We start from the raw sequence: 26,247 nt of genomic DNA on the forward strand, positions 1-26,247 counted from the left end.
GCCCGGACAGTGGACACGGAACCGGCCTATGGTGGATCGCGGAACCCGCAGTCCCCTAGGAGTGGAGTTCACTGATGAGCGAACAGGACATCCTCGCGAGCATCCGCCGACTCGTCGACACCGAGCACCAACTGCGCGCGAAGACCGAGGCGGGCGACCTCGATCCCGAGCAGGAGCAGAAGCAGCTCGCCGCCATCGAGGAGACCCTCGACCAGTGCTGGGACCTGTTGCGCCAGCGCCGGGCCCGCATAGACGCCGGCCTCCCGCCGGACGAGGTGCCGGTCAGCCCCGCAGGCCAGGTCGAGGGCTATCTGCAGTAGCCACCGGCACCGTAGCGATCACAGGAACCGGCCGGTCAGCCGCTGCGGCAGGACCCGCAACGCCAGGTCGATCGGACGCCACGGCCAGCCGGGAACAACGGCCCGCCGCGGCTCCCGCTCGATCGCCTTCACCATCGACCGCACGCCGGCGACGGTGTCCGCCATCAGCGGCGTCTTGGCCACCTTCTCGTTGATCGGGGTCCGGATGTAGCCGGGCAGGATGGTGGTGACGGCGATCGGGCTGCGCGAGAGTTCCGCGGCGAGCCCCTCCCCGATCGCGGACACCGCCGCCTTGCTCGCCGAGTAGGCGGTCTGCGCCTTCGGCAGTCCCCGCACCGCGCTCATCGAGGACACCAGCACCAGATGGCCTGCGCCGCGGGCGCGGAACAACTCCATCGCGGCCTCCGCCTGCGCGAGCGCACCGAGGAAGTTCGTCTGCGCGGTCTCCAGATTCGCCTCGGGCTTGCCGGTGCCGATCGGTGCGCCCTTGCCGAGCCCGGCGTTGACGACGATCCGATCGAGCCCGCCCAGCTCATCGTCGAGTTCGCCGAACACGCGGGACACCGCGCGGTGATCGTTGACGTCGAGGGTCCGGACCGCGACCCTGATCGACGGGTGCGCGGCGAGCAGTTCCGCGCGCAGTTCCTCGAGCCGATCGAGGCGGCGGGCACACAGCGCGAGATCGCGCCCCTTGGAAGCGAACTGGCGCGCCATCTCCGCGCCCAGCCCGGAACTGGCGCCGGTGATCAGGATCGTGGTTCGCGTCTTCGCCGTGGAGGTCACAGCGGACGAGCCTAGCGCCGCGTCGGGGTCATCGCCGGGTGCGCACGTGCGCCCGCTCCCCCTGCGGCCCGAACAGGCTCAGGATCTCAGCGGGCTCGGGACCGGGGTTGCCGAACCAGTGCGGGACGCGGGTGTCGAACTCCGCCACCTCGCCCGGCATCAGGGTCACGTCGTGCTCGCCGAGCACCATCCGCACCCGACCGGACAGGACGTAGAGCCACTCGTAGCCCTCGTGCGTCAGCAGCCGGGGCTCCACGGACGGAGTGCCCGGCGGGAAGACGTGTTTGAAGGCCTGGATCCCGCCCGGCCTGCGGGTCAGCGGGATGATCGTGACGCCGTTGCGGCTGATCGGGCGGGGGTGGATCCGCGGGTCGCCGGTCGCGGGCGCGTCGACGAGTTCGTCGAGGGGCAGCTGGTGCGCGCGGGCCAGCGGGAGCAGCAATTCGAGGGTTGGCCTGCGCTGCCCGGATTCGAGCCGCGAGAGCGTGCTCACCGAGATCCCGGTGCTCTCGGCGAGCTGCGCCAGCGTCGCGCCCCGCTGCTTGCGAATCGCCCGCAGCCGCGGTCCGACCGCGTCGAGGACGTCGTCGAGGGCGTGCGGGTCGTCGGCCATGCACCCATTTTGCCACTTTCGCAACACAGCTTGCGGGATTCGTCCCTCGGGACGGAGAGTGCGAGGACGAGGCGAACGAAACGGAGGAGACGACGGTGGAGAAGAAGTACGACGTGGTGATCGTCGGCGGCGGTGCGGCCGGGCTCAGCGGGGCGGTGGCGCTGGCCCGCGCGCGGCGCTCGGTACTGGTGATCGATGCGGGCGAGCCCCGCAACGCTCCCGCGGCACACGCGCACAACTACCTGACCCGCGAGGGCACTCCGCCCGCCGAGCTGCTGGCGGCCGGCCGGGCCGAGGCCCAGGGGTACGGCGCCGATTTCGTCAGCGGCACCGTGTCCTCGGCCCGGGCGGCGGACGGAGAGGGCTTCCGCGTGGAACTCGCCGACGGCGCGGGCGTGTCGGCCCGCAGGCTGCTGGTGGCCACGGGCCTGGTGGACGAACTGCCGGACGTGCCTGGCGTCGCCGAGCGCTGGGGTCGCGAGGTGCTGCACTGCCCGTACTGCCACGGCTGGGAGGTCCGCGACCGGGCGATCGGGATCCTGGCCACCGGCCCGATGGCCGTGCACCAGGCGCTGATGTGGCGGCAGTGGAGCGCGGACATCACCGTGTTCCTGCACACCGCGGCCGAGCCCGGCGCCGAGGAGCTCGAGCAGTTCGACGCCCGCGGCATCGTGGTCGTCCGCGGCGAGGTCGCCTGCCTGGAGGTCGACGACGACCGGTTCACCGGGGTCCGCCTGCGCACCGGCGAGCTCGTGTCGCGCGACGCGATCGTGGTCGCCCCGCGCTTCGAGGCCCGTGCCGGATTCCTGGGCGAGCTCGGCCTCGAGCCCACCGAGCAGGAGATGGCCGGGCACGTGATCGGCAGCTACATCGCCGCCGATCCGATGGGCGCCACCGCGGTCAAGGGGGTCTGGGCGGCGGGCAACGTCTCCGACCTCAAGGCCCAGGTGATCGTGGCGGCCGCTGCGGGGCTGAACGCGGGCGCGGCCATCAATGCCGATCTCATCGCGGAGGACACCCGTCTCGCGGTGACCGCCCACGCGCACTCGGAGGACCCGGCGCCGGGTGGCCCGATGAACGGATTCGACGAGCGGGCCTGGGAGGAGCGATACCGCTCGAGGTCCGGGGTCTGGAGCGGTAGCCCGAACCCCCACCTCGTCACCGAGGCCGCCGAGCTGACGCCGGGTACCGCACTCGACGTCGGCGCGGGCGAGGGGGCCGACGCACATTGGCTGGCCGAACGCGGCTGGCGGGTGACCGCGGTGGACTTCTCGACCACGGCGCTGGAGCGGGCGGCCGCACGCGCCGAGGCCCTCGGCGCGGACGTGGTGCACCGGCTGAACTGGGTGCACGCCGATCTGACCGCCGAGCCGGTCGAGGGCCGCTTCGACCTCGTCACCGCACACTTCATGCACCTGCCGGAGCCGCAGCGCACGGTCCTGTACGCCCGGCTGGCGGCGGCCGTCGCGCCGGGCGGGAGCCTGCTCATCGTCGGGCACCACCCGTCCGACCTGCAGACCACCGTGCCGCGGCCGCCGGTGCCGGAGCTGTTCTTCACCGCGGAGGAGCTCGCTGGCTCGCTCGACCCCGACAAGTGGGACATCGTCGCGGCCGAGGCCAGGGCACGCACGACGACGGATCCCGACGGCCGCGAGGTCACCATCCACGACGCGGTCCTGCGCGCCCGCAGGCGCCCCTGACCCGTCGCCCACCGGGCCACTATCCGGCGGTCACTCCCGCTCAGCTGCGGCGGCCATCGCGGCCACCGCGGCACCGACCTCGGCCTCGATGGTCGCCCTGTCGAGGCCGAGGCCGGTGAGCACACCCGAGCCGTCCTCGAGTTCGAGTAGGGCGAGCAGGATGTGCTCGGTGCCGATGTAGTTGTGCCCCAATCGGAGTGCCGCCCGGAAGGTGAGCTCGAGCGCCTTCTTGGCCTGCGCGTCGAACGGGATGAGTTCAGGCAACTCCCCGGCAGGCGCGGGCAGGGACGCCGTCGCGGCGGCACGGGCCGCATCGAGCGTGACGCCCTGCGCGACGATCTGCGCCGCACCGATGCCCTCGGGCTCGGTGAGCAGACCGAGCACCAGGTGCGCGGGACAGATCTGGCCGTTTCCCGCGGCGCGGGCCTCGTTCTGCGCCGCCATCACCACGTTCTTGGCCCGGGGGGTGAACCGGCTGAAGCCCTGACTCGGATCCAGGTCCGGCGATTCGCCCTTCGGCACGAAGCGCTTCTGCGCGGCCTGCTTGCTGACGCCCATGCTGGCGCCGATGTCCTTCCAGGACGCCCCGGACCGGCGAGCCTGGTCGACGAAGTGACCGATCAGGTGGTCGGCCACCTCCCCGAGGTGGTCGGCCGCGATGACCGCGTCGGACAACTGGTCGAGCGCATCGGTGTGCGCCTTCTTGATTCCCTCGATCAGGTCGTCGAGGCGGACGGAGTTCGTCATCTTCGTCGGATTCGCCATGCGTCAACCCTAGGTTGACAACCTTCGGTCGTCAACCCTCGGTTGACGATCCGTTCACCACACGCGACGTGGTGTCGACGCCGCCCGCGGCCGCGATGTGCTTCGCGGTGTCCACGTAGTGCCGCATCCGCGAGATCTTCCCCGTCCCGTCGAAGGACCACAGATGCAACTCCTCGTCGCGGTAGTGGCCCCCACCAGGAACCACGGCGTCGATGCTGATCTCCGCGGCCACCTGGCTCTCGCCCGCCATGATCGACAGGACCGCGAACTCGCCGATGTCGAATCCGCCCACGATCCCGAAGAACTCGGCCGCGCCCTCGCGGCCGCCCCGCCGACGCAGCCACGGCACGTCGGCGCGTTGCGCGAAGTTGTCGGCCCAGTCCTCCCAGCGCACGTCCTCGGCGAGCATGCCGAGGACCGCACGGATGTCGCCACGCGCGAACGCGGCGTAGAGGGCGCCGACCGTCGCCGCATGGTCAGCGGCGGCGGCGCCGGGTTCGGTGCTCATAGCGCCCCTCCTGCCCGAGGGTGTCTCTCGAACGAAAAATCCCACCTTGGAGTATCGGCCGGTCGAAATGCGCAGCGCAAGCATTGCGGAACCGTGATGCGCCGCCCCGCGAATGTCTCGCCCGCCGCCGCTGACCGCTCTACGGTGGGAACCATGGCCACATCGACGGACGAATACGACGTCATCGTGATCGGCGGTGGGCCGGCGGGCGAGAACGCCGCCGCCTATGCCATCGCAGGTTCGGATCGGAGCGCCGCGATCATCGAACACGAACTGCTGGGCGGCGAATGCTCCTACTGGGCCTGCATGCCCAGCAAGGCCCTGCTGCGGCCGGCCGAGGTGCTGGGGGCGGCCCGCGCCATGCCCGGCGTCCGCGAGACCATCGGCGAGGCGACGCTGGACCGCCGCGCTGTGTTCGCCCGTCGCGACGAATTCACCAGTCACCACGACGATTCCGGCCAGCGGAAGTGGGCAGCGTCGGTGGGCGTCGACGTGATCCACGGGTCCGCCGCCCTCACCGGCGAACGCACCGTCGAACTCTCGACCGGCGGCCACGGCGATCCCCCGACCCGGACGTTGCGGGCGCGGCACGCGGTGGTGCTCGCCACCGGCACCCTCGCCTCGATACCGCCCGTGCCCGGGCTGCGCGAGGCGCTGCCGTGGATCTCCCGGGACGCCACCAACCTTCGGGAGGTGCCCGAGCGGGTCGCCATCATCGGTGGCGGGGTGGTCGCCACCGAATGCGCGACGTGGCTGCTGGCCCTCGGGGTACGCGAGCTGACCGTGATCGTCCGCGGATCGGCGCTGCTCGCGTCCGCCGAGCCGTTCGCGGGCGACCTCGTCGCCGAGTCCCTGCGGGCGTCGGGTGCCAGCGTGCTGTTCGGCACCAGCCCCGGCGCCGTGCGCCGCGAGCAGCCGCGCGACACCGGCGTCGGCCGGATCCACGGCGGACAGGTGACCATCACCCTCGACGGCCGGGAACGGGGCGAGATCACCGTCGACGAGGTGATCGTCGCGGCCGGACGGCACCCCGCCACCTCCGGTCTCGGCCTCGCCTCGGTGGGGCTGACGGACGGGCGCACGCCCACCGACGACCATCTCGCCGTCGTGGGCGTGCCCGGCGGATGGCTCTACGCGGTCGGCGACGTCAACGGCCGCGCTGCGCTCACGCACATGGGCAAGTACCAGGGCCGGGTGTGCGGCGACGTGATCTCCGCGCGGGCGGAGGGCCGGGCGCTGGACGGGGCGAGGTTCACCGCGAGCGCGGACCACGCCCAGGTGCCACAGGTGGTGTTCACCTCCCCCGAGGTCGCGTCCGTCGGCCGCACCGAACGCGCAGCCCGCGCGGACGGCATCGATGTCGAGACCGTCGAGGTCGACATCGCGGTGGCCGGATCATCGCTGGCGCGAGACGATTTCGCCGGTCGGGCGAAGCTGGTGATCGATCGCGGCACCGACATCCTTGTTGGCGCGACGTTCGTGGGAACAGAGGTGGCGGAGTTGGTCCACGCGGCCACCGTCGCGGTGGTCGGCGCGGTGCCGATGGAGTCACTGTGGCACGCAGTGCCGTCGTACCCGACGGTCAGCGAGGTATGGCTGCGGCTGCTCGAGGCCCGGCGTGGCTGACCCGTTGACCGTCTCCACCGACGCGGGTCCGGTCCGCGGCCGGGAACACGACGGGCTCAGGTCCTGGCGGGCGATCCCCTACGCCGCACCACCGGTGGGCGACCTCCGGCTGCGGGCCCCGCGGCCTGTCGCGCCGTGGCCAGGGGTGCGCGACGCGCTGGACTTCGGCCCGGCCGCTCCCCAGTCCGGGCGAGCCGAGCGGCTCGGGACCCGCACCGACGAGGACTGCCTGACCATGAACGTGCTCGCGCCCGCCGCGCGGAGTTCCGCCCCGCGGCCCGTGATGGTGTTCATCCACGGCGGCGCGTACAGCGGCGGATCCACGGCCACCGGGCTCTACCGGGGCGACACGCTGGTCCGGCGTGGCGACATCGTGTACGTGTCGCTGAACTACCGGCTCGGCGCGCTCGGCTATCTCGACTTCAGCGAATACTCCACCCCCGAGCGAACTTTCGATTCCAACCTCGGTCTGCGCGATCAACTCGCGGCGCTGCGGTGGGTGCGCAGCAACATCGCCGCGTTCGGCGGCGATCCGGACAACGTCACGCTGTTCGGGGAATCCTCCGGAGCCAACGCGGTGACCACCCTGATGTGCGTGCCCGCGGCCGAGGGCCTGTTCGCCCGCGCCATCGCGCAGAGCCCGCCCGCCGCCTCCGCGTACGGACCCGGCCGCGCCAAGGCCTGGGCGGCCGAGTTTCTCGAGATCCTGGGCGCCGCCGACGACCCGGCCCTCGCGCTCGCCACCGCCGACCCCGACGCCCTGGTCCGCGCGGGCGACGCCCTCACAGCGCGCGGCGCCGACGAGGCGCCCGGCACCAGGGCGTTCGCCCCGCTCGTCGACGGCGACCTCCTGCCGCGACACCCACTCGACGCATTCGCCGAGGGCCTCGCGCATGCCGTCCCGCTGATCATCGGCACCAATGCCCGTGAGGGCACGATGTTCCCGCGGTTCCTCGACATCATCCCCACCGACCCGGTCCGGATCGAGAAGATGTTCTCCGAGACGGACCCCGAGCTCAAGGCCCGCATCCTGGCTGCCTACCCGGGCTACCCGGATCGCCGGGCCGCCGTGCGGATCGGCGGTGACGCCACCTTCTGGGAGCCGTCGATCCTGGTCGCGCAGGCCCACACGGCCACCGCACCGACCTTCGGCTATCGCTACGACTTCGCCCCGCGGCTGCTGAACGTCGCCGGCTTCGGCGCCACCCACGCGACCGAACTGCTCGCGGTGTTCGGGGCAGGCGAGGCGATGCTCGGCCGGGCGGCCACCGCGATGGGCGGGCGCCGTGGGCTGCGGGAGGCCACGGCCATCATGCAGTCGCACTGGTTGCATTTCGCGCGGTACGGGGCGCCCCGGTCCACCTGGCCCGCCTACACCCTGGCGCGGCGCGAGACGCTGATCGCGGACACCACCGCGCGGATCGAGAACGACCCGCAGGGCGACCTGCGCCGGGCCTGGATCGGGTACCGGCACCGGCGCTGAGGGAGCCACGAACCTATTTCAGCAACCTCGACAGTCGCCGGTCGGCGAGGATCTTGCCACCGGTCTGGCAGGTCGCGCAGTACTGAAATGACCGCTCCGCGAAGGACACCTCACGGACGGTGTCGCCGCACACCGGGCAGGGCATCCCGGTCCTGGCGTGCACCCGCAACCCGGAGCGCTTCTCACCCTTGAGCCGCGCGGCGTCCTGGCCGACCGAGCGGTCAACGGCGTCGGTCAGCTCCGCCCGCATCGCGGCGTGCAGGGTGGCCACCTCCTCCGCGGTCAGCTTGTTCGCGGTGGCGAACGGCGACAGCTTGGCCAGGTGCAGGATCTCGTCGGAATACGCGTTGCCGATCCCGGCCAGCACGGACTGGTCGGTGAGCACGGTCTTGATCCGCTGCGAGCTCTTGCCCAGCAGCTCGGCGAAGGCCGGCTCGGTGATGTCGAGCGCGTCGGGTCCGAGCTTCGCGATCCCCGGCACCTCGGCGGGGGTGCGCACCACCCAGACCGCGAGCCGCTTCTTGGTGCCCGCCTCGGTGAGGTCGAAGGCGGGCGTCCCGCCGTCGGGGGTGAACAGGTGCACCCGCAACGCCAGCGGGCTCTTGCCGCCGGGCTTCGGCGGCGTCGCACTCGGGTTGTCGGCCCAGCGCAGCCAGCCGGCGCGGGAGAGGTGGGTGATCAGCCACAGCCCGTCCTCGTCGCCGCACCGGATCCCCAGGTGCTTGCCGAACCGGGCGGCTCCGACCACGTCCTTGCCCTGCAGGTCGGTGATCGGCGGGTCGAACGTCTTGAGCACGCTCAGCGCCGCGATGTCGATCCGGCCCACCACGGAGCCGACGGCATGCGTGCGCAGGAACTGTGCCAGGGCCTCTACCTCGGGCAGTTCGGGCATGAGACCAGGGTAGGCGGGTACGCCGCCCGTGCGCGCGATTAACCCCGGCGGGGGTGAAAATCGCTCACAGTCGCAGCAGGTAGGTGTCCATGATCCAGCCCTTGCGCTCGCGCAGCTCGGCCCGCACCCGGACGATCTCGGCCTCGACCTCGCGCAGATTCCCGGAGATCAGCACCTCGTCCTCGGTGCCCAGGTACGCGCCCCACCAGATCTGCACGTCGTCGCCGGGCACCTCGGTGAAGCTGCAGTCGGCGTCGAGCATCACCACCGCGTCCCGCACGCCCTCGGGCAGGCCGTCGCGCAGGCGTCGGCCGGTCGTGATGTGGACGGGCTCGCCGATCCGGTTCAGCACGATGCGGTGCTGCGCCGCCAGCGACTGCACGCTCGTGACGCCGGGGATCACCGAGTACTCGAACGTCTCGATGCCCCGCGCGAGCACCCGCTCGACAATCCGCAGGGTGCTGTCGTAGAGCGACGGATCGCCCCACACCAGGATCGCGCCGACGCCCTCGACGGCGCCGAACTGCTCCTCGAAGATCGCGGCCCGCCGGTCGTGCCAGTCGTCGACCACGGTGCCGTAATCCGCGGGGGTCCGGTCCCGGGGCGGGTCCACGATGTCGACGATCCGGTAGGGCCCGCGCATGTGCTCGTCGAGAATGCCGGTGCGCAGGTCGACGAGGTCCTGCTTCTCGGCGCCCTTGCCGATGACGAAGAACACCTCGGCACGGTTCATCGCCTTGATCGCCTGCACGGTCACCTGGTCGGGGTCGCCGGCGCCGATGCCGATCACGAGGAGTTCACGCATGACGGCAGGCTATCGCCCGTGAGTCTTTCCGGTCCCCCCGCGGGCCGAAAGGACTCACGGGTGGCGGAGCCGCCTAAACTGGCGGCCGTGCACACGCCCTACGAAGACCTGCTGCGACTCGTCATGGAGACCGGTACCCCGAAGGCGGACCGCACCGGCACCGGCACCCGCAGCGTGTTCGGGCACCAGATGCGGTTCGACCTGTCCGAGGGCTTCCCGCTGATCACCACCAAGAAGGTGCACCTCAAGTCCATCGTCTACGAGCTGCTCTGGTTCCTGCGCGGCGAGTCGAACGTGAAGTGGCTGCAGGACCGCGGCGTCACGATCTGGGACGAGTGGGCCTCCCCCGAGGGCGAGCTCGGCCCGGTGTACGGCGTGCAGTGGCGGAACTGGCCCACGCCCAGCGGCGAGCACATCGACCAGATCGCCCAGGTCATCGAGACCCTCACGACCGATCCCGACTCACGGCGGATGATCGTCTCGGCGTGGAACGTGGGCGAGATCCCGCAGATGGCGCTCGCGCCGTGCCACGCCTTCTTCCAGTTCTACGTCGCCGACGGCAGGCTCAGCTGCCAGCTGTACCAGCGCAGCGCGGACCTGTTCCTCGGCGTGCCGTTCAACATCGCCAGCTATGCGTTGCTCACCCACATGGTCGCCGCGCAGACCGGGCTCGAGGTGGGCGAGTTCATCTGGACCGGCGGCGACTGCCACATCTACGACAACCACGTGGACCAGGTGACCGAGCAGCTCGGCCGCGAGCCGTACGAGTACCCCAAGCTCGTGCTCGCGCCCCGCGATTCCATCTTCGACTACGAGTTCGAGGACGTCGAGATCGTCGGCTACCGCCATCACCCCGCCATCAAGGCACCGGTGGCGATCTAGTGCTCGGACTGATCTGGGCGCAGAACCCGGCAGGCGTCATCGGCCGCGACGGCGCGATCCCGTGGCGGATTCCCGAGGACATGGCCTACTTCAAGGACGTCACCTCGGGACACCCCGTGGTGATGGGCCGAAAGACCTGGGACTCGTTGCCACCCAGGTTCCGGCCGCTCACGGACAGGCGCAACATCGTGGTGACACGCGACCCGGACTGGCGGGCCGAGGGCGCCGAGGCCGCGCACTCGGTCGAGTCCGCCATCGCCCTGGCCGGACCCGGCGAGACCTGGGTGATGGGCGGCGGTGAGATCTACACCGCGGCAATGCCGTTCGCCGACCGACTGTTCGTGACCGAGGTAGACCTGGACACCGAGGGCGACGCCTACGCGCCGAGGATCGGCGAGGAATGGACGCCCGCGACGACCGGCGACTGGCTGGCCTCGGAGCGGGACGGACTGCGGTTCCGGTTCCGCACCTACATCCGTGGCTGATCGGTTCCGTCACTAACGCCCTATGGGTGCGGTGGTGCGTCATAATCCAAGGGCAGGTCATTCTCCAAGCCCGAGGAGAGGCGCTTCATGGACAAGAAGTCATTGACAGCCGTCGCCCGGCAGCAGCTCAAGCTCGCCGCCGCGGCCACCAGCGGGCGCAGCTCGCAGACCATCTACGGGGGCCATCAGCGCAGTCTCCGGCAGACGGTCGTCGGACTGAGCGCGGGCGAAGTGATGGCCGAGCACGACAGCCCCGGCGAGGCCACCCTGCTGGTGCTCAGCGGCAAGCTCGCCCTGATCAGCGGCGAGGACTCCTGGAAGGGCTCGACCGGCGACATGCTGGTCATCCCGGCGGCCCGGCACAGCGTCGAGGCACTCGAGGACGTCGCGTTCCTGCTGACGGTGGCCGTGCCCAAGTAGCGGCGAGGCCGAGCGGGAATCACCCCGCGCCGCGCACCAACTCCGGATCCGGCGCGGGGATGAACGCGATCGACAGCAGCGAGCTGACGAACTCGCGCAGCGACTGCTCCTTCGCGGTGTCCACGATGCCCTCGGTGACGATCAGCGACCCGATGATCCGAAAGGCCCACTCGGAGATCGCCTTCGGGCTGACCTCCGCGAGCTGCTCGGGGGTGAACAGGCGCTGAAAGTGCGGGGTGAGCAGGTTCGCACCGAGCTCGACGAACGGCTTGGCCTGCACCGTGAACCACGGCAGCACCACCTGCGGATCGTCGCGCAGGCCCTTCTGCAGTAGCGGGTGCGCACGCGCGTACTGCACGGCGAACACGATCGCGTCGACGAACCCGACCCGCAGGTCCCGCTCTTGCCCACGCAACACGGGATCGAGCACGACGAAGAATTGGGTGATCTCCCGCTGGAACAAGGCGCCGAAGATCGCGTCCTGGTCGCCGACGTACTTGTAGACGGTGGGCCGCGACAGCCCCGCGCGTTGCGCGATGGCCGCGTGCAGCCGGGAGGTGAACCCCAGTTCGATGACGCACTCCTTGGCCGCGTCCAGGATCTGCTCCCGGATAGCGTCCGGATCCACTGGTCTCACTGAAGGCCTCACCGGCCGATTCTATGGCGCGGCCGCCCCGGTCGACGCCGACGCCCGGAACCCCAAAAGAATGTTAATTCGGTTCACAGGTATCTATTGACCTCACCCGTCGAGCGGTTTACGTTTTTACAGAGAACGGAAACATGCACGCGAAATCCCCGGCACCACACAGTGATCAGTCACGGAGGACAGCCATGTCGCAGGCCGCCACACCGCTCGACCGGGAGACGGTCGCGGATCGACTGCTCAAGGGCTCGGTCAAGCGCTCCTACGCACCCGTCGTGGACATCGACTGGGACGCACCGCTCGAGGAGGACAAGTACTTCCTGCCCCCGCACGTGCTGTCCCTGTACGGGACGCCACTGTGGGAATCGATGACCGAGGCGCAGCGGATCGAGCTCTCCCGGCAAGAATCCGCGAACATCCTCAGCGTCGGAATCTGGTTCGAGAACATCCTCAACCAGGCCCTGCTGCGGGCGTTGCTGCACAACGACCCGGCCTCGCTGCACACCCGGTACATGCTCACCGAGATGGGCGACGAGTGCAGGCACATGACCATGTTCGGCCGGGCGATCGAGCGGATGGGCGCCAAGCCGTATCAGCTCCGACGACACCAGGCCCTGGTGGTGAACCTCCTGCCCAAGACGTTCCGCGGCACCATGCTGTGGGTGGCCGCCCTGATCGGCGAGGAGATCTTCGACGCAACCCAGCGCCGCGTACTCGATGACCCGCAACTGCAGCCGATGATCTCGCGACTGATGAAGATTCACGTCACCGAGGAATCGCGGCACATCCGCTTCGCCCGCGAGGGCGTGCGCCGCCGGGTGGCGCAGAGTCATCGGATCGAGCAGCTGTGGGTCGGCACGGTGCAGGGCATCGGCGGTCCGCTGTTCCAGCGGTTGTTCACCAACCCGGTGATGTACTCGCGGGCTGGGCTCGACCCCAAGGAGGCCCGCAGGCAGGCGCTGGTGAACCCCTACTTCCGGGAGAACCAGCGCCGCGGCTTCGAATCGCTGGCCGCGTTCCTGGAGGAGAACGGCCTGATGCGGGCGAGTTCCCGGGCGATGTGGCGGCGCGGCGGTTTCCTGTGATGCCCGAGACCGGGGTCCTGATCGTCGGCGCCGGATCCGCGGGACGGGGCATCGCACGCACGCTCGAGGACTCCGGGCGACACGGCCACGTCGTCCTCGACCTGTCCGGCCTGCCGGAGCCGGTCTCCTGCGACTTCGACGAGGCGACCGACCGGTGGCGGGTGCGGACCGAGTCGGGCGAGGTCCATCGCCCGCGGATCCTGGTGGCCGGTCCAGGGACCACAGCCCCGATCGCCGGCCGGGGCGGGGCGAGCCTCGAGGACGCCCTGCGCGGTGAGCAGGCGGCCTATCTCGGCATTGCGCACACCGGCTTCCCCAACCTCTTCCTCGTCACCGGCACGCACGCCGCGGACGAGGGCGGTCACATCCGCACCTGCCTGACGATGATGACGGCCGAGGAGGCGACCCGGATCGAGGTGCGCGCGGGGGCCCAGCGCGAGTTCAACCGGATCCTCCACCGCACGCCCGCCCGGTCGCTGTGGAGGCCGAGACCGGCGGCCGCGCGCGGACCCCAGCGGAGCGCCTTCGAACTCAGCAATATCGACGAACGCGAGGAGGACAACGCCTACGCCGGGTCTGCGGCGCTGACGACCGACGAGGTCACCCTGTCGGTGCGGGTGCATCTGAGCGGCCACTTCGAACCACTCGACGGGAACTACCACTGGTACGGCCGGATCGCGGGCGACAAACTGACCGAGCTCAAGCAGCGGGGCCGATCCGCGATGCACCTCACCATTCCCGGCGGACCCGAGACGCCCGCGACGCTGGCCGAACAGGACCCGTGGGGCAACTACCGGATCACCGGGGTCGGCGCTCCCCCGTTCCCGCTCGAGCCGGTCGAGATCGTGGAGGTCCGTCCTCAGCAGGGCACGGGGGGCACGCTCTGTTCGAAACGGAACACGTTCTCCGGGTCATAGGCTGCCTTGACCTGCCGCAGGCGCTCGCGGTTGGGCCCGTAATAGTCGCGCTCCCAATCCGACGCGGAGGCGTTGGGCACGTTGACGTAGGCACCGCCGCTGTACGGGCGCAGCGCGCGCCAGAAGCCGGCCGCCCAGCCGAGAGCCTTCGAGTTCAGCTCGGGATCGTTCCAGGCCGCGCCCGGCTCGCAGTAGAAGAGCGCGTCGCGGTGCGGGAACGCCGACCCGCCCGGCGGGGCGTGCCGCACGGCACCACCGAAGCTCGAGCAGAAGAAGTTGCTCGGTGCGCTGGGCGCGTCGGCCATGTAGCGGACCACCAGATCGATCGCCTCGTCGGGGAACGGACGGGTGACGAAGTGGGAGTAGAACTTCCAGTTGGCCACGTCGTCCGGACCCCGGTCGACGCTGCCGTACACCGCGGGCCAGGCGTCCTCCATGACGGTCACCTCGGGGTCGCCGATCGTCAGCAGCGGGCGCAGCTGGTCGGTCAGCTCCCGGCGCGAGCCGTCGTAGAGCAACGCGGAGAGCTCGACCGCGCTGGAATCCACCTCGAGCGTGCTGGTCAGCCGCTCGTCGGCGACCGGCGCGTCCCGCTGCCACGTGCGCAGCAGCGCGCCCAGCTCGCCGTGCCCTGTCCACCTGGCGATCAGGAAGGTGACATCGGAGAGCTCGTGCAGCCGCAATGTGTAGGACGTCGCGATCCCGAAGTTGCCGCCGCCCCCGCCGCGGCACGCCCAGAGCAGGTCGGAGTTGGTGGTCTCGGTGGCCTCGACAACCTTCGCCGAGCGCGCGCCGTCCGCCACCACGACCTCGGCGGCGAGCAGGTTGTCGCTGGCCATACCCATGCGGCGGGTGAGCAATCCGAAACCGCCGCCGAGGATCACGCCGCCGAGGCCGACGCCGCCCTCGGAGCCGGTCGGAACGACATATCCGCGCTGCCCGAGCGCCGCGACCACCTCCGTCTGGGTGAGCCCCGTCCCCACGGTCGCCGTACGCGCCGTCTCGTCGATCTCGACGTCCTTCATCCGGCTGACGTCGACGACCAGGCCGCCGTCGAGCGAGGACCAGCCCTCGAGGCTGTGGCGGCCGCTGCGGGCGCGCAGGGCGATGCCCTCCTCCCGGGCCCACTCGACCGCATTGATCACCTCGTGCGCGTCGCAGCAGAACACGATCGCCTCGGGATAGCGGGAGTACAGGCGGTTCCAGCCGACCCGCGCCGCCTCGTAGCCCGGATCGCCCGGACGCACCACCTCACCCGTCAGCCTGGCGGTAGCACTCACTCGGTCACCTCCTGTCAATGCTCGTAGACGCTGATGTCTCCTGGCTCGGTCTCGAGCACCTCGCGGTCGAAGAACCACATGGCGAGGAAGAACAGCCCGCCCAGGACGAGCAGACCCCCCACGATCAGGACGGGGACGAACGCCTCCCCTGGGGATATCAGCACGAACAGCACGAAAGCCATCCACACCAGCGCCCCGATCGCGACGGGTAATTCGAACCGCCCGAGGTTGAATCCGCCCTCCTTGCGGTCCAACCGCTTGCGCACCGCCAGGTAGAGGACAACGGTCGCCGCGTAGACGATGGCCGTGAGGAGCGTCCCCGCCACGATCAGCTTCAGCAGCGCATCGCCAGGAAGCGCGACCATCAGGACGACCCCGATGACGAGGATCAGGATCGTCGCCTGGATCGGTGTCTGCGTCCGCGGGTTGATCCGCCGCATCTGCCGGTACGCGGGGAACCGGGCGTCGCGGGCCATCGCGAAGACGATCCTCGAACACGCGGCCATCGTCACCATCCCGGCGGCGAAGAACGCGAACGCGATCGCGACCAGGAGTGTTCGCTCCATCACGGGACCGAGCTGATCGCGCATGATCGCGGCGACCGGCGACTCGCTCTTGCTGATCCGAGGGATGTCGTCGATCGCGACGGTGAGTGCGATCACGAACACCATTCCCAGCGCCCCGGCCGCCACGACCGATCCCACGATCGCGCGCGGGACGCTACGAAACGGGTCCTTGGCCTCCTCGGCCAGGTTCGCCGCGGCGTCGAAGCCCACGAGCGTGGCCAGGCCCATGATCATCGCGGCCATCAACCCGCCGCCGACGGCGAAATAGTCGGGTGCGTTCTCGGTGACTCCGCGCGAGGTGAGGTTGCTCGCCCCGCCGTCGCCCGTGATCAGGACGGCGACGATGAGCGCAATTGCCAGCAACACGACGATCACCAGCTCGAGCCCCACCGCGCTCGCGTTGATCATGGCGACGATTCGTGTCGAGAACACTACGAGGAATGCCTGGACGAGCATCATCACCAGCGTGATCACGCGCGCGGTGTCTTCGTCCGGCTCCATGCCGAAGAGCGGCATGAAGGCCTGGCTGGCAAGGGCATTGTCGGTAGCCACGACACCGAACGACAGATAGCAGACGGTCAGCCACCCGAACCCCCAGCCGATCTTCGGGTTGGCCAGGCGCGAGGCCCATTGGTAGGTGGAGCCGCTGAGCGGGATGCGGGCCGCGAACTGCGCATACACCAACGCCACCAGGATCTGCCCGACCACCGCCAGCACCCAGAGCCAGATCCCGACCGGCCCCGAATTCTGCAGCACGTCGTCGTAGGTCCCGAAGATGCCGACCGCGACCGAGATGAAGGCGAACGAGATCGCGAACACCTGAAAGGAACCGAGCGTCCGCTTCAGTTCCTGGTGGTAGCCACCACTCTCGACAGAACTCTCGGCGTCCACCGCGCCTGCCGCAGCTTCGACCATCTCGGCCACCCCACCTTCCGTCGGAAACCCGCGGGAGCTGTCGTGACAGGTCTCCGGGAGGTCAGAAGCGAGACCGGTCCGTTTCATCGTCCTCCGATGGGGTACGGATGTCAGCGTTGGTTCGGGCTCCTAAACACTCTGGTCCGGTACGCGATAGCGTCGAGGTCATGACCGATCTGTTCGAACGCGAGGACGTGAGCGGCGTTCTCCATCGGCCCGCCGGGGATCCGGTCGGTGCCCTTCTGCTCGCACACGGCGCAGGTGGTAACCGCGACGCCAAGATGCTGCAGCGGGCGGCAACGGAATTCGCGGGGCACGGACTGCTCGTGCTCCGCTACGACCTGCCGTTCCGCCAGCGCAGGCCGAAAGGACCGCCGAGCCCGTCCACCGCGGGCGGCGATCGCGAGGGCATCGCGGCAGCCGCGGCCGCGGTGCGCGAACTCTGCTCGGGCCCAATCATTCTCGGCGGACACTCCTACGGTGGCCGGCAGTCCACGATGTTGGCGGCGGAGCATCCCGAATCCTGCGACGGACTGATGCTGTTCTCGTATCCGCTGCACCCGCCGGGAAAGCCGGAGAAGGCGAGGACCGCCCACCTGCCGGACCTGCGCGTTCCGTGCGTTTTCGTGCACGGCACCCGGGACCCGTTCGGGACCCCGGAGGAGATGCGCGCCGCCCTCAAGCTGGTGCCGACGCCGACGCGACTGGTGCTGGTCGAGGGCACCGGCCACGACCTCGCCCCTGACAAGAGCGCGGCTGCTCCGCTTGCGGTCGAGGCCGCCGCCGACCTGTTCGGCTTCTGAGCTGACCTAGCGACCCATCGCGCACCCGAGCGAGGCACCGAGCAGGGCCCGGCTGTGCGGCGCGAACGGCCACGCCGGGTCCGCGAGGCGTCGCCGCAGGCTCGCCTCGGTCCACCACCCGCCGTCGGCAATCTCCTTGTCCTGATGCCGAATCGGCCCGTCGTACTGCCCCTCGAACGCGTGGAGGTGGCACCGCAGCGGTCGCCCCGCCCAGCTCCCGTCCCAGGAGATGCGCGCCATCGGCGACAGCCTGACGCCGGTGACCCCAAGCTCCTCCCCCAGCTCGCGGCGGGCGGTCCGCTCGGGACTCTCCCCCGGGTCGACCCCACCGCCCGCGATGCAGTCGTGCAATCCCGCGAACACCTCCTTGCTGTGCGAGCGGCGGTGCACGTAGATCCACCTGCCGTCGAGGGACCTCAGCAGGACCCCGCGCTGGCCAGCCACAGTCCTTCCGCGAACACCTTTGGCCTGGGCGCGGTACCGATCTCGCGGCCCGCGTCGTCGAAGATCGCCAGCTCCTCGTCCCTGGACCGCAGTTCGGTGCGCTCACTCATGCGCGGGATCACCCGCCTCGGCCGAGGGCCGGGCGAGCAGTCGCGCCGCGGCGGCCGCGATCCGCTCCGCCGTGAGCCCGTGCTGGGCCAGCAGGTCCCCGCGCCCGCCGTGATCGATGAAGGCGCGCGGGAGGCCGAGTGACAGAACGGGCGTCGGCACGTCTACGTCGGCGCAGGCCTCCACGAGAAGTGCCCCCATCCCCCCGGAGCGGGCGGCATCCTCGACCGTGACGACGACGCGGTGACGCGCGGCCAGCTCGATCAGGGCCTGGCTGATCGGGGTGATCCAGCGCGGATCCACCACCGTGGTTTCGATCCCGGAGCCGTGCAGGAGTGCCGCGGCGGCGAGGCACGGTCCGGCCATAGCTCCGGCGGCGACCAGCAGCACCTCCGGCGATGTCGTCCCGGACGAGTACACGATGTCCAGACCGTCCACCCGGGCGATCGCCGGGATATCGCTCCCCGCAGTCGCTTTCGGATAGCGGATCACCGTCGGCCCACCATCGTCGGCGACGGCCTCGTCGAGGAGCTCGCGCAGGGAGGCGGGATCACGCGGCGCCGCGACGCGCAGCCCCGGCACCACGCTCAGGATCCCGGTGTCCCACATGCCGTGGTGGGAGGCGCCGTCGGGACCGGTGATGCCTGCCCGGTCCAGCACGAAGGTGACCGGCTGCCGCTGCAGCGCGACGTCCATCAGCACCTGGTCGAAGGCCCGGTTGAGGAAGGTGGCGTAGAGGCACACCACGGGGTGCAGTCCTCCCATCGCCAGGCCCGCGGCCGAGCACACGGCATGCTGTTCGGCGATTCCCACGTCGAAGACCCGATCGGGGAACGTCCGGGCGAAGGGGCCGAGGCCGACCGGGTTCGTCATCGCAGCGGTCACGCAGACCACGTCGGGACGGCGCTCGCCGATCCGCACGATCTCGTCGCCGAAAACATCTGTCCACGTCGGCTTCCCCGGCGCCGCGGCACCCGTCGCGGGGTCGAGCACCCCGATGCCGTGCATCCGATCGGCGGCGTCGGTTTCCGCGGGACCATAGCCTTTGCCCTTGGCCGTGACAACGTGCACGAGGACCGGTCGACCCAGCGAGCAGGCGTGGTCGAACGCGGACTCGAGGGCCGCGACGTCGTGGCCGTCGACGGGCCCGATGTAGGCGAGACCGAGGTGCTCGAACACGGTGTTCGCGACCCACCGGGGAGCAGGCGACGGCCCGGCGGCGGAGGAGTCCTCGGGGCGCGTTCTCCGCAGCGCGGCCAGGTGCGCCGCCAGGCCCCCGATCGTGGCGTCATAGGAGCGGCCGTTGTCGTTGAGCACCACCACGGGCCTTCCCGATCCCGGGACGGACAGGTTGTTGAGTCCTTCCCAGGCGAGTCCGCCGGTCATCCCGCCGTCCCCGATCACCGCGACGACCCGGCGCCCCTCCTCGCCCCGCAGCTGGAACGCCTTGGCCAGTCCGTCGGCGTAGGAGAGCGCGGTCGACGCGTGGGAGTTCTCCACCGTGTCGTGCGGGGACTCACCCCGGCTCGGGTAGCCGGACAGTCCGCCCGCCTGGCGCAGCCCGCCGAAGTCGGCACCGCGGCCGGTCAGGATCTTGTGGACGTAGGTCTGGTGTCCGGTGTCGAAGATCAGGACGTCGCGCGGCGAGTCGAAGGCCCGGTGCAGGGCGACCGTCAGCTCGACGACCCCGAGGTTCCCACCGAGATGCCCGCCGGTGGCGCACACCTTCTGGATCAGGAAGTCCCGGATCTGCGCGCACAGCTCGGCGACCTCATCGGGATCGAGGCCCCGGATGTCAGCGGGACCGGTGAGCTTCGCGAGCAACGGCCATGCACCGAGATCACCCGCATCCACCGCGGTGTCCCTGGCTAGCGCCGGCGCGCCGGCCGACAAGCCGACGACGGCCACCTCAGCGGCCCAGCCTCGAATCCCGGTCTCGTACGAGCGCTCCGGACAGAACAGAACTGGTGGTCACGGCAACGCCCCCTGAATCGAAGTGTTCTCACATTTCCTTCAGTACGCATGTGCTCACTAACTGCCCGCCCACACCCCCGACAGGCGGCCGACTCACCCGACGGCCTGGCACGACCCTATTTCAGAGTTTCCCCGATTGCACACCTATCGCACGGGACCCGATCGTCCGGGGCGCACAGCCGGTCCACGAAATCATTTGATCTTCAACATCTTCTGTCGGTTCGGCCTGGTCCCGGCGCGCCCGATGCAGCAAAATCGACACCATGACCGAACCCGAGATCGTCATCGAGACCACCATCGCGGCCGAGCCGGAACGCGTCTGGCGGGCGTTGCGCGATCCCGCCCTCATCCGGCGCTGGCACGGCTGGGAATACGAAGGTCCAGGCGGCCTCGATGACGAGATCCGCGAGATCTACATCGACGGCGCCGACGCGGATGCCGAGGCGTTGACGCTGACGTTCCAGGGCGGCGACCGGTTTGCCCTGAGGCCCGCCGTCGAGGGCACCGTCGTACGGATCACCCGCCCCGCCAAGGGATCCCACCCGGAGTGGGACGACTGGTACGAGGACGTCACCGAGGGGTGGACGACGTTCCTCCAGCAACTGAAGTTCGGGCTGGAGCGGCACGATCTCGCCGAGCGGCACACCCTGTACCTCGACGGCCCGACCTCTGGGGCCACCGCGATGGAGCTGCTGGGCGTGGCGGGGATCACCGGACCGCCCGGCTCCGCGTACACCGCCCTCGTCGCGACCGGCGATGCCCTCAGCGGCACGGTGTGGTTCCGCTCGCCCAAGCAGCTCGGGCTGACCGTCGACGCCCTCGGCCCTGGGCTCCTGATCCTCGCGATCCAGCCGCAGAACGAGCAGCGCCCCGGCGGCGGCGCCCAGATCATCCTGAGCGGCTACGGCCGGGGCGCCGAGGAGTTCGAGTCCCTCGCGGACCGGTGGACCCACTGGTGGGACACCAGGGAGAGTCCCGGGACCTGCTGCTAGCCCATCACCATGCCCATGCTCGGCATCCAGATGGTGCTCTTGACGACGTCCTCCGGCTTCGGGCCGACCTTGTGCCAGAGCGAACCGTAGACCGCGCCGACGACCATGCCCTTGCCGACGTTCAGCGGGGCGGTGGAGATGACGGTGGGGACGACCTTGTTGTTCTGATCGAGCCGGGTGATACCGCTCGTTCCGTTGGCCAGGCTGTACCAGACCACGTTCAGCTCGGCGCCCGTCTGGTTGTCGGCGATGTTCCCCGGTCCGCCGAAGAAGCCGAAGCGGAACTCGTTGTTCGTGTTGGTGGCCACCCCCGAGCCGTAGAGCTGGCCGAGGACCTCGCCGCCCTGTCCGGTGTCGGAGTAGGCGGGCACCGGGAAGATCTGCCCTGGCAGGGTGAGGACGGGCTTGCCGAGCCCCTTCGCCACGTCCTGCGGCGAGGCGATGAGCCGCTCGATCGCCGCCTCCGCGTCGGCGTTGCCCGCGGCGGCGGCGCGCAGCCCGGAGGCGGCCGCGCCGGGGTCGGCGGGCTGGGCTGTGGGTGCGGCGGTGGCCGTCCCGGTGAACAGAGCGGTCGCGGCTGCTGCGGACGTGAGGGCCACGGCAATCCGGCGGCGGACGGTGAATCGCTGCTTCATTGAGGCTCCTTTACCGAAGGGTTAGCTATCAAAAGCATCGGAACCGGTCTGTTTCCGTTACAGCGACTACGCTGCCGCTCATGGTCGAACTTCCAGCCGACGGCCTGAATGCCCTGCTCAGCGACGTCCACGAACGGCTGAGTGAGGTCGTCACGTCGCCCGAGAAACTGCGCGATCTGCTCCGCGCGACCCTCGTGGTGGGGGCGGGGCTCGAGCTCGACCCCACCCTGCAGCGGATCGTGCAGGCGGCCACTCAGCTCCTCGGCGCCCGGTACGGCGCACTCGGGGTCCGGGCACCCGGCGGCGGGCTGTCGGAGTTCGTCTACGAGGGGATCGACGCGGGCGAACGCGCGACGATGGGACATCTGCCCGAGGGCCGTGGGCTACTCGGACTGCTCATCGACGACCCCCGGCCCGTTCGCATCCGCGAACTCGACCGGCACGCGGCCTCGGTCGGGTTCCCGCCGAACCACCCGCCGATGAGCAGCTTCCTCGGCGTCCCGATCATCGTCAGGGGCCGGGCGTTCGGCAGCATCTACCTCACAGAGAAACGGGACGCGCCGGAGTTCACCGACGAGGACGAGGTGATCCTCACCGTGCTCGCCGAGTCCGCCGCGCTCGCCGTCGACAACGCGCGGCTGTTCGAGGAGTCCCGCACCAGGGAACGCTGGCTGCGCGCGGTGGCGGCAATCAACTCGAGCCTGCTGATCGGCGGATCCGTCCCGGAGACCCTCGACCTGCTGGTGCGGCGCGTCCGGGAGCTGACCTCGGCGGAGTCGGTCACGCTGCTCGATGCCTCGTCCGGCAGGGCGATCGTCGCGGCCACCACCGACCACCCGCGCGACAACCTGGTGGCGGACCTCGCGGGCTCGCCGGTCGAGGAGGCGCTCCGGACCGGCCGGGCCCAGCTCACCGAGCCCGGCTCGGGCTCGGGCCCGGCGGCGGTCCTCCCCGTGTCCGGGCCGCAGCACATCGAGGGCGCGCTGGTGGTGGCCCTTGGAGCGGGCGCGCACCCCTGGAAGCCCGACGAGCTCAGCAGGCTGGCCTCGATGGCGGACCTGGCCGCGGTCGCGCTGGAGTTCGCGCACCGGCAGCGTCAGCAACGACTGCTCGACGTGCTCGCCGACCGCGACCGCATCGCCAGAGACCTGCACGACAACGTCATCCAGCGCCTGTTCGCCACCGGCATGAGCCTGCAGAGCATCGCCCTGCCCGCGCCCGACGGCGAGGTGCTGGCCAGGTCGGTCGAGCAGCTCGACCGGACCGTGCGGGAGATCCGCACCACCATCTTCGACCTACAGACCGGCGACACCGCCACCCCTGCGAGCCTGCGCAGGCGGCTGCTCGATGTGATCGGCGAGGTCACCCCGCAGTCCGCGATCACCCCCACGGTCCAGTTCTCGGGGCCGATCGACACCCTGGTCCCGGCGCCGGTCCACCCACACGCCGAGGCGGTGCTGCGGGAGGGACTGAGCAACGCCCGACGGCATGCGAGCGCCTCGTCGATAGCCGTATCCATCACCGCGGCAAAAGAATTCACGATCGCGATCACCGATGACGGGGTCGGCATGTCCGGCGACGAGCCACGCAGCGGACTTGCCAACCTGGACCGTCGCGCGGCCACGTGCGCCGGTCGGTGTGAGGTGACCGCGGCCGTCGGCGGCGGAACCGTCCTGACCTGGCGGGTACCGATGGGCGCGGCGGGCTAGCGGTCCCGTCCCGGCCGGCCCCGCAGCTCGGTGGCCAGCACCGCGGCCTGGGTCCGGCGCTGCATACCGAGCTTCGCGAGAATCCTGGACACGTAGTTCTTCACCGTCTTCTCGGCCAGGAACAGGCGCCCGCCGATCTCCCGGTTCGTCAGCCCCTCACCGATGAGCTCGAACACGGCCCGCTCCTGCTCCGACAGCCCGGACACCGCGGCGCCCTGATCGCGTTGGGCGCGGATCCGGCCCAGCACCGCCGCTGTGGCGTCGGCGTCGATCAGGGAGACGCCCGCCCCGACCGTCCGGATGGCCGCGACCAGGTCCGTGCCGAGGATCTGCTTGAGCAGGTACCCCGAGGCACCCGCCATCACCGCGTCGAACAGCGCCTCGTCGTCCGAGTAGGAGGTGAGCATCAGGCAGCGCAGGTCCGGCTGCGCCGAGCGCAGGTCCCGGCACAGCTCGACGCCGCTGCCGTCGGGCAACCGCACGTCGAGGACCGCGACGTCGACCTCCGCCTTCGGCACCGCCACCAGCGCCTCACCCACCGAGGCCGCCTCGCCGACGACGGTGAAGTCGGGGACACCCGCGAGCAGGTCGACCAGACCGCGGCGGACGATCTCGTGGTCGTCGACCAGGAAGATCCGCATGCTCATGGCACCGATCCCAGCACATCGGGGACCTTCGGCCCTAGCCCGGTCCGCCCGGCCCCGGGAATCCTTGACGCGGACCACCGGCACTGCGAATGGGGATCGACCGTGACCCGCGAACTGACCGAGCTCGAATTGCTGCACGAATTGGAGGCCGTGGCCGAGGAGAACATGCATCGACACCTGTCGATGACCAAGGACTGGCACCCGCACGACTACGTGCCGTGGGACGACGGGCGGAACTTCGCCGCGCTGGGTGGGATCGACTGGGACCCCGGCCAGTCCACCCTCAGCGACACCGCCAAGGCGGCGATGATCACGAACCTGCTCACCGAGGACAACCTGCCCTCGTACCACCGCGAGATCGCCGAGCACTTCTCCCTCGACGGGGCCTGGGGCACCTGGGTGGGCCGGTGGACGGCGGAGGAGAACAAGCACTCGATCGTCATGCGGGACTACCTGGTGGTCACAAGGGGCGTCGACCCGGTGGCGCTGGAGAACGCCCGGATGGCCCACATGACCAACGGATTCGCGCCAGGCGGGAACGCAGGACTGCTCGATTCGGTTTCGTACGTGACATTCCAGGAGCTGGCGACCCGGGTCTCGCACCGCAACACCGGCAAGGCCTGCGGTGACCCGATCGCGGACCGCATGCTCGCCCGCGTCGCGGCCGACGAGAACCTGCACATGATGTTCTATCGCAACATCTGCGGGGCCGCGCTCGATGTGTCCCCCGATCAGACCATCCGCGCGATCACCAAGGTGCTGACCAACTTCCAGATGCCCGGATCCGGCATGCCCGGCTTCCGCCGCAATGCGGTGCTGATCGCGAAGGGCGGCATCTACGACCTCCGCCAGCACCTCGACGACGTGGTCATGCCCGTGCTCCGCACCTGGAAGATCTTCGAGCGCAACGACTTCACCGCGGAGGGCGAGGAACAGCGCGAACAGCTGGAGCGGTTCCTCGTCGGTCTGCAGGCCGACGCGGAGCGATTCGAGGATGCCCGCGATCGTGCGCTCGCGCGCGCGGCCGCCCGCGACGAGGGGAAGGAGTCCGTGCGATGAGCGAGACGTCGGCGATGTTCGATGCGGTGCTGGAGATGGCCGCGGCCGCCAAGCGCGGCAACATCATGCGGTGGACGGAGGCGAAGACCACCCAGCACCAGTCGGAGGGTCTCGCGTTCATGAACTCGGTGCTGCTCGGCGTGCTCATCGAGAACGACGCCGTCCGTCGCGGGGTGCACCCCGCCGACGCGTGGGCCCAGCTGCGCGCGGGCGGTCTGGCGGACTTCGGCTGAAGCCCCGACCGCCCGCGGCCGGCGGCTAGGCCTTGTCCGTCGGGCGGACGATGAGCACCGGGCAGTCCGCGGTGCGCATCAGCGCGTTGCTGGTCGAGCCGAGCAGCATGCCCTTGAAACCGCCGCGGCCGTGGCTGCCGACCACCAGCAACTGCGCGCGCTCGGCGTACTCGCTGAGCACCCGCACCGGGCGATCCCTCGCCACGACCCGCTGCACGGAGACGTCGGGGTAGCGCTCGGTCCAGCCGGCGAGCCGCTCGGACAACACCGCCTCCTCGAACGACTGGATCCCGCTCCAGTGCGGGTCGTCGGCGGTCGCGCCCAGCGAGGGCTGGACCGACACATCGCTCCAGACGTGCACCGCGACCAGCGTGGCGTGCCGGGCCGCGGCCTCCTCGAACGCGACCGCGACGGCCGCCTCACTCACCGCCGAGCCGTCGACCCCGACGACGACGGGGCCCTCGGTCGGCGGCCTGCCGTCGAGGGTGCGGCCGCGGACGACCGCGACCGGGGCCGTCGAGTGCGAGGACACCGCGACGGTGACCGACCCCATCAGCGCTCCGGTGAACTCCCCGAGACCACGCGACCCGAGCACGATCATGGTCGCGCCGTCCGAGTACTGCAGCAGCGTGTCCGCGATCTGCCCCTCGTGCAGCTTCGTGCTGATGTCGACGGACGCGAGACCGTCCACGGCCTGCGCGGCGAGCACCGCAGCGGAGTCCAGGTGGGCGCGGCCCGCGTTCATGAGGTCGTCTCCGTAGCCCCTTGCGAGGTACGGCTCGGAGTAGTAGTACGCAGGGACGTGCACCACCGACACGAGGACCAGCGGCGTCTTCCTCATCGCCGCGGTGCGTGCAGCCCATGCCACCGCCGCCGTCGAGGATTCCGATCCGTCCACACCCACCACGATGGGCTTTCCTGCGCTCATGGTTCTCCCTTCACGATCACGATTGGT

The 26,247-nt window shown here is 70.3% G+C and carries 27 protein-coding genes and 2 pseudogenes; 15 read left to right on the plus strand and 14 right to left on the minus strand.

Annotated elements, in window-relative coordinates; all coding sequences use genetic code 11:
- Nucleotides 1-74 precede the first annotated feature (74 nt).
- Nucleotides 75-320, plus strand: a complete 246-nt coding sequence (locus JOE46_RS12550) for a DUF2630 family protein (protein WP_097213959.1) — start codon at nucleotides 75-77, stop codon at nucleotides 318-320.
- Nucleotides 321-338: 18 nt separating this feature from the next.
- Here JOE46_RS12550 and JOE46_RS12555 read toward each other — a convergent pair whose 3' ends face one another.
- Nucleotides 339-1,103 carry an SDR family oxidoreductase gene (locus tag JOE46_RS12555; protein ID WP_209927418.1) on the minus strand — a complete coding sequence of 255 codons (765 nt, stop codon included), beginning with the start codon at nucleotides 1,101-1,103 and terminating at the stop codon, nucleotides 339-341.
- A gap of 28 nt (nucleotides 1,104-1,131) precedes the next feature.
- Nucleotides 1,132-1,716 carry a helix-turn-helix domain-containing protein gene (locus JOE46_RS12560; protein ID WP_209927420.1) on the minus strand — a complete coding sequence of 195 codons (585 nt, stop codon included), beginning with the start codon at nucleotides 1,714-1,716 and terminating at the stop codon, nucleotides 1,132-1,134.
- Nucleotides 1,717-1,811: 95 nt separating this feature from the next.
- Between JOE46_RS12560 and JOE46_RS26450 the strand changes: the two are divergent.
- Both JOE46_RS26450 and JOE46_RS26455 read left to right on the plus strand, forming a co-directional pair.
- A pseudogene (locus JOE46_RS26450) lies at nucleotides 1,812-2,747 on the plus strand (NAD(P)/FAD-dependent oxidoreductase); the annotation flags it as partial.
- Between the two features lie 42 nt (nucleotides 2,748-2,789).
- Nucleotides 2,790-3,416 (plus strand): bifunctional 2-polyprenyl-6-hydroxyphenol methylase/3-demethylubiquinol 3-O-methyltransferase UbiG, encoded by a 627-nt coding sequence (locus JOE46_RS26455; protein ID WP_245221696.1) that lies wholly within the window; start codon nucleotides 2,790-2,792, stop codon nucleotides 3,414-3,416.
- 30 nt (nucleotides 3,417-3,446) lie between these two features.
- On the opposite strand, the gene JOE46_RS12570 is transcribed toward JOE46_RS26455, so the two are convergent.
- A complete protein-coding gene (locus JOE46_RS12570; protein WP_209927424.1) occupies nucleotides 3,447-4,181 on the minus strand; it encodes a Clp protease N-terminal domain-containing protein in 735 nt (244 codons plus the stop codon).
- 31 nt (nucleotides 4,182-4,212) lie between these two features.
- Nucleotides 4,213-4,689, minus strand: a complete 477-nt coding sequence (locus tag JOE46_RS12575) for a nuclear transport factor 2 family protein (RefSeq protein WP_097213954.1) — start codon at nucleotides 4,687-4,689, stop codon at nucleotides 4,213-4,215.
- 153 nt (nucleotides 4,690-4,842) lie between these two features.
- Between JOE46_RS12575 and JOE46_RS12580 the strand changes: the two genes are divergently transcribed.
- A complete protein-coding gene (locus JOE46_RS12580) occupies nucleotides 4,843-6,315 on the plus strand; it encodes an NAD(P)/FAD-dependent oxidoreductase (RefSeq protein WP_097213953.1) in 1,473 nt (490 codons plus the stop codon).
- Nucleotides 6,308-7,798 (plus strand): carboxylesterase/lipase family protein, encoded by a 1,491-nt coding sequence (locus tag JOE46_RS12585; RefSeq protein WP_209927438.1) that lies wholly within the window; start codon nucleotides 6,308-6,310, stop codon nucleotides 7,796-7,798. Before JOE46_RS12580 ends, JOE46_RS12585 begins: the two co-directional genes overlap by 8 nt.
- A 13-nt stretch (nucleotides 7,799-7,811) precedes the next feature.
- Here JOE46_RS12585 and JOE46_RS12590 read toward each other — a convergent pair whose 3' ends face one another.
- Both JOE46_RS12590 and cobF read right to left on the minus strand, forming a co-directional pair.
- Entirely contained in the window at nucleotides 7,812-8,690 is an 879-nt protein-coding gene (locus tag JOE46_RS12590; RefSeq protein ID WP_077042675.1) for an Fpg/Nei family DNA glycosylase, read from the minus strand.
- A 64-nt stretch (nucleotides 8,691-8,754) separates the two neighbouring features.
- On the minus strand, nucleotides 8,755-9,495 hold the full coding sequence (gene cobF, locus JOE46_RS12595) for a precorrin-6A synthase (deacetylating) (RefSeq protein ID WP_209927440.1): 741 nt from the start codon (nucleotides 9,493-9,495) through the stop codon (nucleotides 8,755-8,757).
- A 123-nt stretch (nucleotides 9,496-9,618) separates the two neighbouring features.
- Between cobF and JOE46_RS12600 the strand changes: the two genes are divergently transcribed.
- The 3 genes from JOE46_RS12600 (at nucleotide 9,619) to JOE46_RS12610 (ending at nucleotide 11,282) form a co-directional block, all read left to right on the plus strand.
- Nucleotides 9,619-10,377: a thymidylate synthase gene (locus JOE46_RS12600; RefSeq protein WP_245221699.1), complete on the plus strand. Its 759-nt coding sequence runs from the start codon at nucleotides 9,619-9,621 to the stop codon at nucleotides 10,375-10,377.
- Nucleotides 10,377-10,862, plus strand: coding sequence for a dihydrofolate reductase (locus tag JOE46_RS12605; RefSeq protein ID WP_097213949.1), 486 nt, complete (start codon nucleotides 10,377-10,379; stop codon nucleotides 10,860-10,862). Before JOE46_RS12600 ends, JOE46_RS12605 begins: the two co-directional genes overlap by 1 nt.
- Nucleotides 10,863-10,949: 87 nt before the next feature.
- A complete protein-coding gene (locus tag JOE46_RS12610; protein WP_027500871.1) occupies nucleotides 10,950-11,282 on the plus strand; it encodes a cupin domain-containing protein in 333 nt (110 codons plus the stop codon).
- 19 nt (nucleotides 11,283-11,301) lie between these two features.
- On the opposite strand, the gene JOE46_RS12615 is transcribed toward JOE46_RS12610, so the two are convergent.
- Nucleotides 11,302-11,919, minus strand: coding sequence for a TetR/AcrR family transcriptional regulator (locus JOE46_RS12615; protein ID WP_373560296.1), 618 nt, complete (start codon nucleotides 11,917-11,919; stop codon nucleotides 11,302-11,304).
- A gap of 194 nt (nucleotides 11,920-12,113) precedes the next feature.
- Between JOE46_RS12615 and JOE46_RS12620 the strand changes: the two genes are divergently transcribed.
- The gene (locus tag JOE46_RS12620; RefSeq protein WP_209927442.1) at nucleotides 12,114-13,010 is read left to right on the plus strand and encodes a diiron oxygenase; all 897 of its coding nucleotides are present in this window, start codon (nucleotides 12,114-12,116) and stop codon (nucleotides 13,008-13,010) included.
- The gene (locus JOE46_RS12625; RefSeq protein ID WP_209927444.1) at nucleotides 13,010-13,927 is read left to right on the plus strand and encodes a DUF4873 domain-containing protein; all 918 of its coding nucleotides are present in this window, start codon (nucleotides 13,010-13,012) and stop codon (nucleotides 13,925-13,927) included. Before JOE46_RS12620 ends, JOE46_RS12625 begins: the two co-directional genes overlap by 1 nt.
- On the opposite strand, the gene JOE46_RS12630 is transcribed toward JOE46_RS12625, so the two are convergent.
- On the minus strand, nucleotides 13,870-15,207 hold the full coding sequence (locus tag JOE46_RS12630; RefSeq protein ID WP_209927446.1) for an FAD-binding oxidoreductase: 1,338 nt from the start codon (nucleotides 15,205-15,207) through the stop codon (nucleotides 13,870-13,872). The two genes, JOE46_RS12625 and JOE46_RS12630, sit on opposite strands and share 58 nt — an antisense overlap.
- A gap of 14 nt (nucleotides 15,208-15,221) precedes the next feature.
- Nucleotides 15,222-16,688: an APC family permease gene (locus JOE46_RS12635; protein ID WP_209927448.1), complete on the minus strand. Its 1,467-nt coding sequence runs from the start codon at nucleotides 16,686-16,688 to the stop codon at nucleotides 15,222-15,224.
- Nucleotides 16,689-16,855: 167 nt separating this feature from the next.
- Here JOE46_RS12635 and JOE46_RS12640 point away from each other — a divergent pair, with 167 nt between their 5' ends.
- The gene (locus JOE46_RS12640; RefSeq protein WP_209927450.1) at nucleotides 16,856-17,491 is read left to right on the plus strand and encodes an alpha/beta fold hydrolase; all 636 of its coding nucleotides are present in this window, start codon (nucleotides 16,856-16,858) and stop codon (nucleotides 17,489-17,491) included.
- 6 nt (nucleotides 17,492-17,497) lie between these two features.
- Here the strand turns inward: JOE46_RS12640 and JOE46_RS12645 are convergent.
- Nucleotides 17,498-18,045, minus strand: a pseudogene (locus JOE46_RS12645) (NUDIX domain-containing protein).
- Complete coding sequence (locus JOE46_RS12650; protein ID WP_209929095.1) at nucleotides 18,038-19,867, minus strand: 1-deoxy-D-xylulose-5-phosphate synthase; 1,830 nt, start codon at nucleotides 19,865-19,867, stop codon at nucleotides 18,038-18,040. Before JOE46_RS12650 ends, JOE46_RS12645 begins: the two are co-directional and overlap by 8 nt.
- Nucleotides 19,868-20,280: 413 nt before the next feature.
- Between JOE46_RS12650 and JOE46_RS12655 the strand changes: the two genes are divergently transcribed.
- A complete protein-coding gene (locus JOE46_RS12655) occupies nucleotides 20,281-21,009 on the plus strand; it encodes an SRPBCC domain-containing protein (RefSeq protein ID WP_097213943.1) in 729 nt (242 codons plus the stop codon).
- On the opposite strand, the gene JOE46_RS12660 is transcribed toward JOE46_RS12655, so the two are convergent.
- On the minus strand, nucleotides 21,006-21,644 hold the full coding sequence (locus JOE46_RS12660; RefSeq protein WP_097213942.1) for a Tat pathway signal protein: 639 nt from the start codon (nucleotides 21,642-21,644) through the stop codon (nucleotides 21,006-21,008). The two genes, JOE46_RS12655 and JOE46_RS12660, sit on opposite strands and share 4 nt — an antisense overlap.
- A gap of 80 nt (nucleotides 21,645-21,724) precedes the next feature.
- On the opposite strand from JOE46_RS12660, the gene JOE46_RS12665 reads away from it, so the two are divergent.
- On the plus strand, nucleotides 21,725-23,353 hold the full coding sequence (locus JOE46_RS12665; RefSeq protein ID WP_209927452.1) for a GAF domain-containing protein: 1,629 nt from the start codon (nucleotides 21,725-21,727) through the stop codon (nucleotides 23,351-23,353).
- On the opposite strand, the gene JOE46_RS12670 is transcribed toward JOE46_RS12665, so the two are convergent.
- Nucleotides 23,350-24,000: a response regulator transcription factor gene (locus JOE46_RS12670; RefSeq protein ID WP_097213940.1), complete on the minus strand. Its 651-nt coding sequence runs from the start codon at nucleotides 23,998-24,000 to the stop codon at nucleotides 23,350-23,352. The genes JOE46_RS12665 and JOE46_RS12670 overlap by 4 nt on opposite strands.
- 102 nt (nucleotides 24,001-24,102) lie before the next feature.
- Here JOE46_RS12670 and JOE46_RS12675 point away from each other — a divergent pair, with 102 nt between their 5' ends.
- Nucleotides 24,103-25,059, plus strand: a complete 957-nt coding sequence (locus JOE46_RS12675) for an acyl-ACP desaturase (RefSeq protein WP_097213939.1) — start codon at nucleotides 24,103-24,105, stop codon at nucleotides 25,057-25,059.
- On the plus strand, nucleotides 25,056-25,292 hold the full coding sequence (locus JOE46_RS12680) for a hypothetical protein (RefSeq protein WP_097213938.1): 237 nt from the start codon (nucleotides 25,056-25,058) through the stop codon (nucleotides 25,290-25,292). Before JOE46_RS12675 ends, JOE46_RS12680 begins: the two co-directional genes overlap by 4 nt.
- A 25-nt stretch (nucleotides 25,293-25,317) precedes the next feature.
- On the opposite strand, the gene JOE46_RS12685 is transcribed toward JOE46_RS12680, so the two are convergent.
- Nucleotides 25,318-26,220 (minus strand): universal stress protein, encoded by a 903-nt coding sequence (locus JOE46_RS12685; protein WP_097213937.1) that lies wholly within the window; start codon nucleotides 26,218-26,220, stop codon nucleotides 25,318-25,320.
- Nucleotides 26,221-26,247 lie beyond the last annotated feature (27 nt).

The sequence above is a fragment of the Rhodococcus sp. PvR099 genome (genome assembly GCF_017833315.1).
GTDB lineage: Bacteria > Actinomycetota > Actinomycetes > Mycobacteriales > Mycobacteriaceae > Rhodococcus_G > Rhodococcus_G oryzae.